This window comes from Wylensekiella montiformis (genome assembly GCF_009697385.1).
GTDB lineage: Bacteria > Bacillota > Negativicutes > Selenomonadales > Selenomonadaceae > Selenomonas_A > Selenomonas_A montiformis.
The window spans coordinates 16,209-29,567 of the sequence record NZ_VUNL01000002.1; the positions used below are offsets into that span (position 1 = coordinate 16,209).

At 54.1% G+C, this 13,359-nt stretch carries 9 protein-coding genes, 1 tRNA gene and 1 riboswitch; of the genes, 1 reads left to right on the forward strand and 9 read right to left on the reverse strand.

Annotation, left to right across the window (positions count from 1 at the left end):
- Window positions 1–6: 6 nt before the first annotated feature.
- A riboswitch (TPP riboswitch) is annotated at window positions 7–108 on the reverse strand.
- 115 nt (window positions 109–223) lie between these two features.
- Window positions 224–300, forward strand: a tRNA-Pro gene (locus FYJ78_RS01600).
- A gap of 103 nt (window positions 301–403) precedes the next feature.
- On the opposite strand, the gene FYJ78_RS01605 is transcribed toward FYJ78_RS01600, so the two are convergent.
- The 9 genes from FYJ78_RS01605 to FYJ78_RS01645 form a co-directional block, all read right to left on the reverse strand.
- Entirely contained in the window at window positions 404–1,840 is a 1,437-nt protein-coding gene (locus FYJ78_RS01605) for an alanine/glycine:cation symporter family protein (RefSeq protein ID WP_154619661.1), read from the reverse strand.
- A 193-nt stretch (window positions 1,841–2,033) separates the two neighbouring features.
- Window positions 2,034–3,314, reverse strand: a complete 1,281-nt coding sequence (gene purD, locus FYJ78_RS01610; protein WP_154619662.1) for a phosphoribosylamine--glycine ligase — start codon at window positions 3,312–3,314, stop codon at window positions 2,034–2,036.
- 82 nt (window positions 3,315–3,396) lie between these two features.
- Window positions 3,397–3,990, reverse strand: coding sequence for an IMP cyclohydrolase (locus FYJ78_RS01615; RefSeq protein ID WP_154619663.1), 594 nt, complete (start codon window positions 3,988–3,990; stop codon window positions 3,397–3,399).
- Between the two features lie 259 nt (window positions 3,991–4,249).
- Entirely contained in the window at window positions 4,250–4,870 is a 621-nt protein-coding gene (gene purN, locus FYJ78_RS01620; RefSeq protein WP_154619664.1) for a phosphoribosylglycinamide formyltransferase, read from the reverse strand.
- Entirely contained in the window at window positions 4,863–5,915 is a 1,053-nt protein-coding gene (gene purM / locus FYJ78_RS01625) for a phosphoribosylformylglycinamidine cyclo-ligase (RefSeq protein WP_154619665.1), read from the reverse strand. Before purM ends, purN begins: the two co-directional genes overlap by 8 nt.
- Window positions 5,916–5,930: 15 nt before the next feature.
- Window positions 5,931–7,373 (reverse strand): amidophosphoribosyltransferase, encoded by a 1,443-nt coding sequence (purF, locus tag FYJ78_RS01630; protein ID WP_154619666.1) that lies wholly within the window; start codon window positions 7,371–7,373, stop codon window positions 5,931–5,933.
- Window positions 7,374–7,449: 76 nt separating this feature from the next.
- Window positions 7,450–7,935, reverse strand: coding sequence for a 5-(carboxyamino)imidazole ribonucleotide mutase (gene purE, locus FYJ78_RS01635; RefSeq protein ID WP_154619667.1), 486 nt, complete (start codon window positions 7,933–7,935; stop codon window positions 7,450–7,452).
- A 25-nt stretch (window positions 7,936–7,960) separates the two neighbouring features.
- A complete protein-coding gene (locus tag FYJ78_RS01640; RefSeq protein ID WP_154619668.1) occupies window positions 7,961–8,833 on the reverse strand; it encodes a phosphoribosylaminoimidazolesuccinocarboxamide synthase in 873 nt (290 codons plus the stop codon).
- 150 nt (window positions 8,834–8,983) lie between these two features.
- Window positions 8,984–13,246, reverse strand: a complete 4,263-nt coding sequence (locus tag FYJ78_RS01645) for a 2-hydroxyacyl-CoA dehydratase (RefSeq protein WP_154619669.1) — start codon at window positions 13,244–13,246, stop codon at window positions 8,984–8,986.
- Between the last annotated feature and the right edge of the window lie 113 nt (window positions 13,247–13,359).

A 13,359-nucleotide genomic window follows, 5' to 3' on the forward strand; every position in this document is an offset into this window, starting at 1 on the left:
GAACGGCAATCTTGCTTGTCACTTCCCTACGCAGGTCTTAACCTAACAGGTTCCAAGGGTCGGCTCACGCCTCTCAGCAGATCAGATTCTGCGCCCCCAGTGATTTCCTTTTCTATTTTCTTTTATAGTTTAACAAATGTCTATCCGATATGCAAGAGCTGCCAGAGAAAAAGAAAATGCTTGACAAGCAAGTATATCTCCCGTATAATATTTCTTGTGACTGCGGGATGTGGCACAGTTTGGTAGCGCGCTTCGTTCGGGACGAAGAGGCCGCAGGTTCGAATCCTGTCATCCCGACCAGAAATCATCAAGCCGACGGCATTGCTGTCGGCTTTTTCTTTTTGTATTTGCGAAAAAAGGACGGCGGCTTTCACTCCGCCGTCCTTTTTCGCAAGGATTGGATTCAGAAGTTCTCTATACTGCCCACTTCCGTCTGGCAATCGATGTCCTCGCCATGCTTTTCCTTCTCCACAACGGTCTTCTGGAAGTCAAAACACTCCTCGGCAATGTCGCCGCTGAGCCAAAGCAGGCAAATCAGATTCGGGATAGCCATAAGCCCGTTCATGGTATCCGAAAAGTTCCAAACCACTTCGAGTGTCGTCGTCGCGCCGACAAAAGTGATCAGGCTGAATAAAACCCGGTATCCCATAATGACCGGACGGCGGCGGACCAGATATTCCAGCGCCTTCTCGCCATAGTATTCCCAGCCTAAAATGGTCGAGAAAGCAAACAAGCTCAGAGCGATCGAAACGATCAGCTTTGCATAGTCGCCAAATACGGTGCTGAAGGCCAGAATCGTGAGCTGCGCGCCGGAAACCATTTTTCCCGTCACAGGATCTGTCGTTCCCAGCATACCGGATGAAGCAATGACAAGCCCCGTCAACATGCAGATAATCATCGTATCAAAAAACGTCCCCGTCATGTTGACATATCCCTGACGGGACGCATGGTCCGTGCGGGCTGCAGCAGCTGCAATCGGCGCGGATCCCAGACCGGCTTCATTCGAGAAAACACCGCGGGCCACGCCCCAGCGCATCGAAGTCAGCATGGAAGCCACGATCCCGCCGCCGATTCCGCCGGCTACGGAATCAAAAGAGAAGGCCATTCGGAACATTTCTGCAATCCCAGCCGGGACAGCATCAAAATTGACGACAATCACAACCATAGCGGAAAGAAAATAAAATAATGCCATAGCCGGAACAACCACGCTGGACACCTTTCCAATACTGCGAATCCCGCGAAGCAGAACCGATAAAGCCAGCAGGGCGATGATCCCTCCGGTCAGCCAGGTCGGGACAGAAAATCCGGTAAACAGCGCAGCCGAGATGGAATTGGCCTGCGTCATATTGCCGATGCCAAATGATGACACAACCACAAAAAAGGCAAACAGAGCGGCCAGCCCCCGGCCCATATATTTATTATGGATGCCGTTTTTCATCGCATACATCGGGCCGCCGGCCATCTCCCCTACGCTGTTCGTCTCGCGATATTTGACCGCTAAGACTGATTCACCGTATTTGGTCGAAAGGCCGAACGCCGCACTGATCCACATCCAGACCAAGGCTCCCGGTCCACCGAGAACCATGGCGGTAGCGACACCGACGATATTGCCTGTACCGACCGTGGCTGACAGCGCGGTCATCAGGGACTGAAACGGCGAAATGTCTCCCGCGTGTTTATCCTTTCGCCGAAAAATCATCCGCACGGCATACGACAGATTACGCCAAGGCAGAAATTTCAGCCGGATGGTCAGAAAAATGCCCGTCCCGACCAGCAATGCCAGCATAACCGGTCCCCAGACAAAATTATTCACATCGGCCAGAAGCTTCGCAAAATCCATAACAATCCCCCACATTCCACAGCGCTATGCAAACCACCTGCATGATTCCATCATCTTTACGACAAAACGCTCTGCGCGGCAAATCCGCTGCAGAGCGTCCATCGTTGACGTCTATATGGTTAATTATAATAGACATCCCGCCTATTGTAAATAGATAAATCGTAAAGTATACAAAAATACAATAGTACCTATGTTATTTTTTCGCCCGTTCCAATGCCCGGTGTGCAATATCCTGCCGATAGAACGCACCCTGAAAGGAGATGCAGCGAACGCCGTCATATGCCTTTTTCACTGCGTCCCGGACTTGTCCTGCGCATGCTGTTACGCCGAGGACGCGTCCGCCGGCCGTAACGATACGGCCATCATGCTCGGCTGTACCGGCATGGAATACCAACGTGTCCGCAGCCTTGGCTTTTTCCAGCCCGTCAATCGCAAAGCCTTTCTGATAAGACTTCGGATAACCGCCCGATGCCATAACCACACAGACCGCCGCGCCTTCGCTCCATTGGATATCCATATCAGCCAGACTTCCATCGGTGCAGGCCAGCATGATATCCACCAGATCGCTCTCGAGAAGCGGCAGGACGACCTGCGTCTCGGGATCACCGAAGCGCGCATTGAATTCAACGACCTTCGGCCCTTCTTTCGTAATCATGAGACCGGCATAGAGACAGCCCTTGTACGGACGCCCTTCTTTGTCCATGGCGGCAATAACGGGTTTCAGAATTTTTTCCGTCGCCTCCGCAACAAGCGCTTTTGTCATGACAGGTGCCGGCGCATAGGTTCCCATGCCGCCTGTATTCGGCCCCTTGTCTCCGTCGTAAGCGCGTTTGTGATCCTGTGAGCTGACCATCGGGCAGATGGTCCTGCCGTCGGTAAAGGCCAGAAGAGATGCTTCCTCACCGTCCATGAACTCTTCAATGACGACGCGGCTGCCGGCTTTACCGAAGGCAGCATCGTCCATGATCTCGTGGACGGCATCGAGTGCTTCGTCGAGTGTCATAGCGACGATGACGCCCTTGCCTGCGGCAAGGCCGTCGGCCTTGATGACAATCGGGGCGCCCTCTTTCCTGACGTAGTCGCGGGCAGCCTCCGCATCAGTAAATACTTCGTACCTGGCCGTCGGGATGCCGTATTTCTTCATGAGGTTCTTGGAGAAGGATTTGGAGCCCTCGATCTCAGCGGCCAGTTTCGTCGGGCCAAACGCCCGGATACCGGCTGCATTCATCGCATCGACGACGCCGTTTGTCAGAGGAACCTCCGGGCCGACGACAACGAGGTCTACCGCCTTGTCTTTGGCCAGTTTCACGAGAGCATCATTATCACAGATATCGACGCCAGGGATACACTCGGCGACGTCGGTCATGCCCGGATTTCCCGGCACAGCGTACAGCTTCGTGGCTTTCGGGGATTGCGCAAGTTTCCATGCCAGCGTGTGCTCACGTCCGCCCGAGCCGATGACTAAGATATTCATATTGATTCCTCCATAAAAATAGCCCTCTCCCACAGGTGTGAAAGAATTCTTCCCTTCTCCTGCGGGGGAAGGCTTTTGTTTTTTACTTTTTGAGCTGTTCGGCGAGATAATCCTTGATCATTGCATCATAGGCTGCCGTATGGGCAAAGGCCTCCTGCGCAAGCTCCATGCGCGTGCGGTCGTCGACGCAGCCTTTTTCTGCAACCTGCCCGGCGATCTCGTCGTAGCGGGCCGGATTCGTAACGATGGTGACGAATTTAAAATTTTTAGCCGCGGCGCGAACCATGGCCGGGCCGCCGATGTCGATGTTCTCGATGGCCTCAGCGAGCGTGACATCAGGCTTTGCGATCGTCTCTTTAAACGGATAGAGGTTGACAGCGACGAGGTCGATGCCGGTGATGTGATGCTCCTCCATCTCGCGGACATGTTCGGGATTGTCGCGGACGGCCAGAATGCCGCCGTGAATGTACGGGTTCAGGGTTTTGACGCGGCCGTCCATGATCTCCGGGAAACCCGTGACGTCGCTTACGTAGGTGACGGGGATGCCGGCTTCTTTGATGGCCTTCATCGTGCCGCCTGTGGAGACGATCTCGACGCCTGCTTCGTGGAGCTTGCGGGCGAATTCGACGATGCCCTGTTTATTCGATACGCTGATGAGAGCGCGCTTGATCTTCATGGTGTGTACCTCTTTCTCAGTTTGTTTACATCGTGCATGGGCAGGAGCGAGTTTTTTCGGCTTCGGCGCTTCGCTGAATGGCCTTCTCGCCTCTTTACTTATGGCAAAGATGGTTCGCCGCCTGACGCGGCGTTCTTACATTGCGGAACATAGCTGGGGATTATCTGTCGGCCAGTCCTGCGGACAGTCGCTTCGCTTCTGCAGGCGGACACCATCCCCTCCCCTAGCTACTTCTTACACAGCCCCATCCCCAGCCTGTCTACTGCTTGGCGGACAGGATACGCACATGGCGGCCTTCTACTTTCAGGCGGCCTTCGCAGTAGAGCTGGATGGCTTTCGGGTAGATGATGTGCTCCTGCTCGAGCACGCGGGCGCCGAGGGTTTCCTCGGTGTCGTCGTCGAGCACAGGAACGGCGGCCTGCAGGATAATGGGGCCGCTGTCGGTGCCTTCGTCAACAAAGTGGACGGTGCAGCCGCTGACCTTGACGCCATAGGCAAGCACATCGCGGTGCGCATGCGCGCCGGGGAAGCTCGGCAGCAGAGCCGGGTGAATATTCATGATGCGGCCTGCGTAGTGGCGCACGAAGTACGGCGTCAGGATGCGCATGAAGCCAGCGAGCACGACGAGCGTGACGCCCGCCTCATCGAGGGCCGCGATCAGGGCTTCCTCGAACGGCTGGCGGCCGTCGAACTGCTTGCGGTCGATGCAAACGGCCTTGACGCCGGCCTCTTTAGCGCGCGTTAACGCATAAGCACCGGGCTTATCGGTCAGCACGACAGCGATCGTCGCATCGACTTCGCCGCGGCCGATGGCGTCGATGATGGACTGGAGGTCGGTGCCGCGGCCGGAGCACAGCACGCCTAATACTTGCTTACTCATCGAACACGCCGCCTTTGATCGTCACATCGTGATTGCCGCGGACGACGCGGCCGATCTCGTAGACCGTCTCATGCTCGGCTTCGAGGTGCGCCTTGATCTTGTCGGCCTCCTCGCGGCTGGCCATGATGACCATGCCGATGCCCATGTTGAACGTGCGGTACATCTCATGCCAGTCGACATTGCCCCACTGCTGAAGCAGGCGGAAGATCGTCGGCATCTGCCAGACGGAGCTGTCGATCTCGACGGCCATGTCCTCAGGCAGTGCGCGCGGGATGTTGTCGTAGAAACCGCCGCCCGTGATGTGGACCATGCCGTGGATGTCGAACTTTTCAATGAGCGGCAGGCATGTCTTCGGATAGAGGCGCGTCGGCGTCAGGAGCTCCTCGCCGATCGTCTTGCCGAGCTCGTCGATGTACTCGTCGCCCTTGAAGCCTTTGTGTTCGAAGCAGATCTTGCGCACGAGGGAATACCCGTTCGAATGAACACCGGAGGACGGCAGGCCCAGGAGCACGTCGCCTTCCTTGGCGCGCTCGCTCGTGATGACCTTCGACTTCTCGACGACGCCGACAGCAAAGCCGGCGATGTCGTACTCACCGACCGGGTAGAAGCCGCTCATCTCGGCCGTCTCGCCGCCAATCAGCGCGCAGCCGGACTCCTTGCAGGCATTCGCGACGCCCTTGACGACAGCGGCGACCTGCTCCGGGTCGAGCTTGCCGACAGCGAGGTAGTCGAGGAAGAAGAGCGGCTCAGCGCCCTGTACGAGGATGTCGTTGACGCACATGGCGACGGCATCCTGACCGATCGTATCGTGCCTGTCAAGCATAAAAGCCAAACGAAGCTTCGTACCGACGCCGTCCGTACCGGAGACGAGAACCGGCTCCTTATACTTGCCGGAATTCAGCGCAAAAAGACCGCCAAATCCGCCGAGATCGCCGAGGACTTCCGGACGGTATGTCGCCCGGACACTTTCCTTAATGAGCTTGACGGAGCGGTTCCCCGCATCAATATCCACGCCGGAATCTTTATAGGTAAGTTGTTCTGCCATTTGTTTCCTTTCCTCTCAGCATTTCTTGCGCTGCTCAAATACGTATTTGCTGTCGCCGGCCGGTTTTGCGCCGTCCTTAATCGGATAGGCACTGTTGAAGCAGGCATAACACATCGCCTCGGCATTGGCATTCGGTACGCATTTCTTAAGCCCTTCAATACTCAGGAAATGCAGCGAATCAGCGCCGATGAACTCACGAATCTCCTCGACGCTTTTGGTCGCGGCAATGAGTTCCTTACGCACAGAAGTATCGATGCCATAAAAACACGGATAGCCGATCGGCGGGCTGCTCACGCACATATGAACGGACTTGGCACCCGCATTGCGCAGCATCCGGACGATTTTTCCGCTTGTCGTTCCGCGCACAATGGAATCGTCGACCATGATGACCGACTTGCCCTCGACAACGGAGCGGATGGCATTGAGCTTGAGCTTGACTGCCGTGTCGCGTTTCTTCTGGGTCGGTTGGATGAACGTGCGGCCAATATACCGGTTCTTGATGAGACCTTCCACAAAGGGGATGCCAGACTCGTAAGCATACCCGGTAGCCGCCGTCGTGCCCGAATCCGGAACAGAAATGACAATGTCTCCCTGAAACCCGGATTCCCGCGCCAGTTCACGCCCCATGAGGAAACGCGCTTCATGGACACTTTGCCCGTCGATCACGGAATCCGGACGCGCAAAGTAAATGTATTCAAAGATACATCCTGCTTTTTTCTCATCCGCCGCAAAGAGATACGATCTAAGTCCATCCTGATCGATGACCACCATCTCCCCCGGCAGGACATCGCGCACAAATTCCGCACCGACAACATCCAGACCACAGGTCTCGGAAGAAAGGATCCAGCTTCCCTCCTCGGTCTTGCCGATGCAAAGCGGGCGAAAGCCCTGCGGGTCACGCGCACCGATCAGTTTATCTTCCGTCATAATGGCCAAACAGTAGCAGCCCTTGACCATCTTGAGGCTTTCGATGATACGTTCTTCAATCGTTTCCTTATGCGAACGCGCTACAAGATTTACAATCACCTCGGAATCAATGGAGGTCTGAAAAATCGTACCGTTCTGTTCAAGATCATGACGGATTTCCGCGGCATTCGTCAGATTGCCATTATGCGCCAGCGCAATTTTTCCGCCGGAGTAATTGACGAGCAGCGGCTGCGTGTTAGCCAACAGACTGGATCCTGTCGTCGAATACCGCACATGACCGACGGCAATGCACTGATGCTCCATACGCGGAACCTGATGACGGAACACTTCATTGACCAGGCCCATACCGCGGGTTACATCCATCCACGCCCCATCAGTCAGAGCAATACCGGCGCTTTCCTGTCCGCGGTGCTGCAGCGCATAAAGCCCGAGATAGGTCATCTCGGAGACATCCTCCGTATGGGAGTAAACGCCGTAAACACCACATTCTTCTTTCCACTTGGGTTCTGGGTTATAACCGTTTTCATACATGAGTATCTTATTCTCTCTTTTCTTCTTGAAAATAGGATCTGTCACCAATGAAATCGCAGTCTCTCACTGCACAAGCTCAGAGCTGTGCGGCGACACGCGCTGCTTTCTTTTCCACATCCTGCATCATCTTGCTGCGATAATCTGCTAATTTGTCCGCCAGATCTTTGTCGCTTACCGCAAAAATCTGTACGGCAAAAATCGCCGCGTTTTTTGCCCCATTGATAGCCATCGTTGCCACGGGAATCCCGGAAGGCATCTGGACCGTACTCAAAAGTGCATCCATACCATTAAGCGGCGTTGCATTGATCGGCACGCCGATTACCGGCAGAGTCGTATAGCTGGCCACGACACCGGCCAGATGCGCAGCGGCACCAGCTGCTACCAGAAACACGCCGATTCCCTTATCCGGTGCGCTCAGGACGAACTCGCGCACCTTAGCCGGCGTGCGATGCGCCGAAGCTACCACGACCTCGGATTCAATGCCAAACTGCTTGAGAATCTCAACAGCCGGCTTGAGAATCGGCCAGTCGGAATCGCTCCCCATGAGAACTGCTACCTTCATCGATATCCGCTCCTTTCCAGTGGAATCATTCAAAATCTTTCCCCGTCAGCATCTTGAATGCCTCTTTATACTTATCAATGGTCTTATCAATGATTTCCTGCGGCAGCTCATAATCGCTGTCCGGATTGGCTTTCAGCCAGTCACGCACAAACTGCTTATCATAGGAAGGCTGGCTTTGCCCTTGCTGATAGCCCTCCAGCGGCCAAAAGCGGGAGCTGTCCGGCGTCAGAACCTCGTCGCCCAAAACGATCTGCCCGGACTCATCCAGTCCGAATTCAAACTTGGTATCTGCAATGATGATACCATGCTTCAAGGCATAATCCGCGCATTTTTTGTAAATGGCAATCGTGTAATCGCGAACCTTTTCCGCATACTCACGGCCATGTCCCGGGAAGCTCTTTTCCAGAACTTCCGCTCCTTTTTCCAGTGAGACGTTCTCATCATGATCGCCAAGCTCAGCCTTTGTACTCGGAGTAAAGATCGGCTCCGGAAGCTTCTGAGACTCGACCAATCCGGACGGAAGGGTTATTCCGCATACGGTCCCATTCTTCTGATAGCTTTCCCAGCCGCTTCCCGTAATATACCCACGCACGATACATTCCATGGGAATCATGCGGAGCTTCTTGCATTTCATGCTGTTGCCGATAAACTGCGGCTGACGGAAAAATTCGGGCATATCCGCATTATCCACCGAAATCATATGGTTCGGCAGAATGTCTTTGGTAAAATCGAACCAGAACCGGGACATCTGCGTCAGAATGGCGCCTTTTTTCGTGATCTTATTCTTCAAAATATGATCGAACGCAGAAATGCGGTCCGTCGCCACCATGATGATGCTGTCGCCAGCATCATATACTTCACGGACCTTACCGGACTTGAATGGTTTGTATTCTTTCATGGATTCTATCGTCTCCCACTGAAATAAAAGATGAACACTCCTACCTTTCCATCATAGCGGGATTTTTTCGGCCTGTCAATAAAATTCAGGACATATGTCCTTGATTTTTCTTTACAAAAAAGCCCTCCTTTTCTAAAAGGAGGGCCTCGTTCAGGATCGGCTTGCCGCCTCATCCTGCGCTGTTGATTTAGAATTTTGTTTTGGGCCGCGCTCTTTTGCGACAGCCAACATGAGTTTCAATCGGTTCAGCTGATTGACTTCACTGGATCCGGCATCGCAGTCGATGGCCGTGATATTGGCGCCTTTATAGCTCGTACGCAGTTCATGCATGACTCCCTTGCCCGTAATATGATTGGGCAGACAGCCGAACGGCTGCAGGCACACCACGTTCGGCACGCCTTCATCGATCAGCTTGACCATTTCACCGGTCAGGAACCAGCCTTCACCGGCCATATTGCCAAGGCTGACATGGCGTGCGGCCAGTTCCGCCGTCTGATCGATTGTATGCGGCGGCAGGAAATGTCTGCTCTCGCGCAGAGCCTTGCGCATCGGCCGACGGAAGAACTCAATGACTTTGATGAACATTCTGCCGAACAGGGCATCTTTTGCCTTTCCGGCCAGCAGTTTGCGTTTCGCAATGGAATCATAGGCAGAATACAGGAAGAAATCGACAAAGTCCGGCATGACCACTTCCGCGCCTTCCTCCATCAAGACCTTCTCAATGTGATTGTTCGCAACGGGATGGTATTTGACCAGAATTTCTCCGACAATGCCCACTTTAGGTTTCCAAAGCGTCTCATCAATGGGCAGATGATCGAAATCGCGCACAATCGCCCGGATATTCCGGCTGAATTTGAAATAGCTGCCGCTACGAATCTCTGCCTTGGCACGGTCCATCCATTTCCGGAAAAGGGCCTGCGTCGATCCCTGCGAAAGTTCATACGGCATCATGCGGTTGCGCACGTTCATCAGAGTATCCCCGTAAATGGCCGCCTTGACGGCATCCGTGAGCATACGGCGATCCAGACGGAACGCATCCATTTCCTCTTTCATGCCATGAACGGCAAAAACCGGAACCTGTGGAAAGCCTGCATAACGCAAAGCCTGACGAAGCACGCTGAGATAATTGGTAGCCCGGCAGGCTCCGCAGGTCTGGAACAGCATGATGCTCGTATGATCCGGATCGCACAGTCCTTCCTGCAGGGCGGATATCAGCTGGCCGATTACGACAATAGACGGATAGCACATATCATTATTGACGTAGCGCAGTCCGGTATCAATCGCTTTCTTGCCAGGCATCGGCGGAATCACCGCACGGTATCCATACTTTTGCAAAGCGGTCTGAAACAGTTCAAAATGAATCGGCGCCATCTGCGGTGCAAGAATCGTATGCGTGGCCTTACATTCCTCCGTAAAGCGGGGACGCTCAATGGGCTGCACCTCCTGATAGGGCAGCGGCTTGCGGCGGGCAAGCGCGGCCATCAGGGAGCGGAGGCGAATGCGCGCTGCACCAAGGTTGGATACCTCGTCCAGCTTGATCATCGTATAGATGCGATGATGCTGTTCCAGAATCTCTTTGACCTGTCCCGTCGTCAAAGCATCCAGACCGCACCCGAAAGAGCTGAACTGAATCAGCGTAAGATTTGGATGCTCCACGGCAAACTGCGCAGCATGATACAAGCGCGCATGATAGCTCCACTGATTGACTACCGACAGTCTGCCACCGTGAACCGGAAGATGATAGACCGCGTCTTCTGAGAGAATGGGCAGATGGTACGATTGAATCATCTCGGGAATGCCATGATTGATTTCCGGATCAATATGATACGGCCTTCCTGCCAGCAGAATGGCCTGTTCCCCTGTTTTCTCCAAGCGGTCCAGTATTTTTTTGCCGTAGGCGCGCACATCCGCATGATAATGCTCGAGCTCCCGATACGCCGCATCCACTGCCGCCTCGATCTCCTGCCGGGAAAGGTTCTCGCTTTTCCCCAGTTCCTCGAATAACCGATCGATCAAACGCGAACGATCGTAAATCGGCAAAAACGGCTGAATCAAGTCAATGTTCTTCTCACGCAGAATATCCATATTTCCGCGGATGTTTTCTGCATAAGAAGCAACAATCGGACAGTTGAAATGGTTATCGGACGGATTGACCTCATCCTCCATATTATAAGGCTCACACGGATAGAAAATTTTCGTAACGCCCTTCTCGACCAGATCCATGATATGACCATGCGCCAGCTTAGCCGGGTAGCAGAGCGAATCAGACGGAACCGTCGCCATTCCTTTATAATACAGTTTCGCACTGGATTTGCCGGAAAGCACGACCTGATACCCCAGGAAGGTCAGGAACGTAAACCAGAACGGATAGTCCTCATACATGTTCAGCACGCGCGGAATGCCGATACGCCCGCGCGACGGATGCTCCAGCGGACGATAATAGCGGAATACGCGTTCATATTTGTACCGATAAATATTCGGCGTCTCTTCCCCGCCTGCCTTCTGGCCGCCAATGCCGCGCTCGCAGCGGTTGCCGGTAAAATATTTGCTGCCATCGGAAAATTTCTGCATCGTAATCAGGCATTGATTTCCGCAGCCCTTGCAGCGATACGAACTCGTCGCAACGGAAAAGGCTTCGAGATCTCCGGCTGACAGGAGCGTGGAATGCTCCGTTCCGGCCTCCATGGCCAGAATAGCCGCACCATAAGCGCCCATAAGCCCCGCGATATCAGGACGGATGACCGGACGGTCCAGAAGTTTTTCCATGCAGCGCAGCACGGCATCGTTGTAAAACGTACCGCCCTGCACCACAATATGATCGCCCAGATCGCGTACATCCTTCAGCTGCATGACCTTGAACAGTGCATTTTTGATCACCGAGAACGCGATGCCCGCCGAAATATCCGCGACGTCCGCACCCTCCTTCTGCGCCTGCTTTACCTTGGAATTCATAAATACCGTACAGCGCGTGCCAAGATCCACCGGTGCTTTGGATTCCAGCGCCTTCTGTGCGAACTCGCCCGCCGTCATATGAAGGCCTTCGGCAAAATTCTGGATGAACGAGCCGCATCCTGCCGAGCAGGCTTCGTTCAATGTGATATTGCCAATACTGCCATCCCGGACAAAGAAACACTTCATATCCTGTCCGCCGATATCGAGCACAAAGGTAACTTCCGGACAAAACTCCTGCGCCGCGCGAAGATGCGCAAACGTTTCCACCTCGCCGCCATCCGCATGAAGCGCCGCCTTGACAATTGCTTCGCCGTATCCAGTGGTCACAGCGCCGGCAATCCAGGTCTTTTCCGGCATAGCCGCATAAAGCTCCCGAATCTCTTTTACCACCGTTTTCAGCGGCGACCCCTGATTGCTGCCGTAGGAGGTATACAGAACCTCTTTATCCCGGCCGATCGCCGCGATCTTTGTCGTCGTCGACCCGGCATCGATACCGATATACACGGGCCCTTCATATTGGGAAAGATCACCACGTTTAACCTGATCGCGGTCATGACGTGCTTTAAACGACTGATATTCCGCATCATCCTCGAACAACGTAAAATCCGCCTTGCGCGTCTCATTGGCCGCTGCCTGCTGTGCACGCTCAATACACGCATCGAGCTGCCGTACATCGATTTCCTGTGCTTCGTCAGAAAGCGCCGCACCCATGGCGACAAAATAATTGCCGTAATCTACTTTTACAACCTGATCGTCCTGAAGCCCCAGCGTCTCAATAAAACGCTTCCGCAGTTCCGGCAGAAAATGCAGCGGGCCGCCCAGAAAAGCGACATGCCCCGAAATCGGCCGCCCCTGCGCCAGATTGCCAATGGTCTGATTGACCACAGCCTGAAAGATAGACAGCGCAATATCCGCTTTTTCCGCCCCATCATTCATCAGGGCCTGAATGTCCGTTTTGGCAAAAACCCCGCAGCGCGAAGCGATCGTATAGATCTGCTTTCCCTTAGCCGCCAGCTCATTGAGTCCCGGCGCATCCGTCGAAAGAAGCGAAGCCATATGATCGATGAACGACCCCGTACCGCCGGCGCAGACCCCGTTCATACGCTGTTCCGGCGCATCGCCAAAATAGGTGATCTTCGCATCCTCGCCGCCGAGCTCCACCACGGTATCGGTCCGGGGAATCAGCTGCCGGACCGCTGCGGCACAGGCAATCACTTCCTGCACAAACGGCAGGCCGATGCGCTGAGCAATCCCCATGCCAGCTGAACCAGTCAGCGCAAAGGAAAACTTCTGGTCGCCCACCACCGACTTAAGATGGGTCAGATTTTCCTGCAGGGCATTACCGATTTCAGAAAAATGACGCGCATAATTCTTATACAGAATATGCTTTTCATGATCCAGAACCACCAGCTTGATGGTCGTAGATCCCACGTCGATACCAACCTTTAATATGGAATTCATAGTTTCACCACCTGGAAATATGCATACATATAAAGACCCTCCTTTTACAGGGTCTTTTCATATTTTACCCCATCCGCAAAGGGCATGCAAGTACATTCGTTACAGAACAATCG

Bases quoted from the DNA above. Each gene is read 5' to 3' on its own strand.
- FYJ78_RS01605 (WP_154619661.1), bottom strand. From the start codon at position 1,840: ATGGATTTTGCGAAGCTTCTGGCCGATGTGAATAATTTTGTCTGGGGA.
- purD (WP_154619662.1), bottom strand. From the start codon at position 3,314: ATGAATATCTTAGTCATCGGCTCGGGCGGACGTGAGCACACGCTGGCA.
- FYJ78_RS01615 (WP_154619663.1), bottom strand. From the start codon at position 3,990: ATGAAGATCAAGCGCGCTCTCATCAGCGTATCGAATAAACAGGGCATC.
- purN (WP_154619664.1), bottom strand. From the start codon at position 4,870: ATGAGTAAGCAAGTATTAGGCGTGCTGTGCTCCGGCCGCGGCACCGAC.
- purM (WP_154619665.1), bottom strand. From the start codon at position 5,915: ATGGCAGAACAACTTACCTATAAAGATTCCGGCGTGGATATTGATGCG.
- purF (WP_154619666.1), bottom strand. From the start codon at position 7,373: ATGTATGAAAACGGTTATAACCCAGAACCCAAGTGGAAAGAAGAATGT.
- purE (WP_154619667.1), bottom strand. From the start codon at position 7,935: ATGAAGGTAGCAGTTCTCATGGGGAGCGATTCCGACTGGCCGATTCTC.
- FYJ78_RS01640 (WP_154619668.1), bottom strand. From the start codon at position 8,833: ATGAAAGAATACAAACCATTCAAGTCCGGTAAGGTCCGTGAAGTATAT.
- FYJ78_RS01645 (WP_154619669.1), bottom strand. From the start codon at position 13,246: ATGAATTCCATATTAAAGGTTGGTATCGACGTGGGATCTACGACCATC.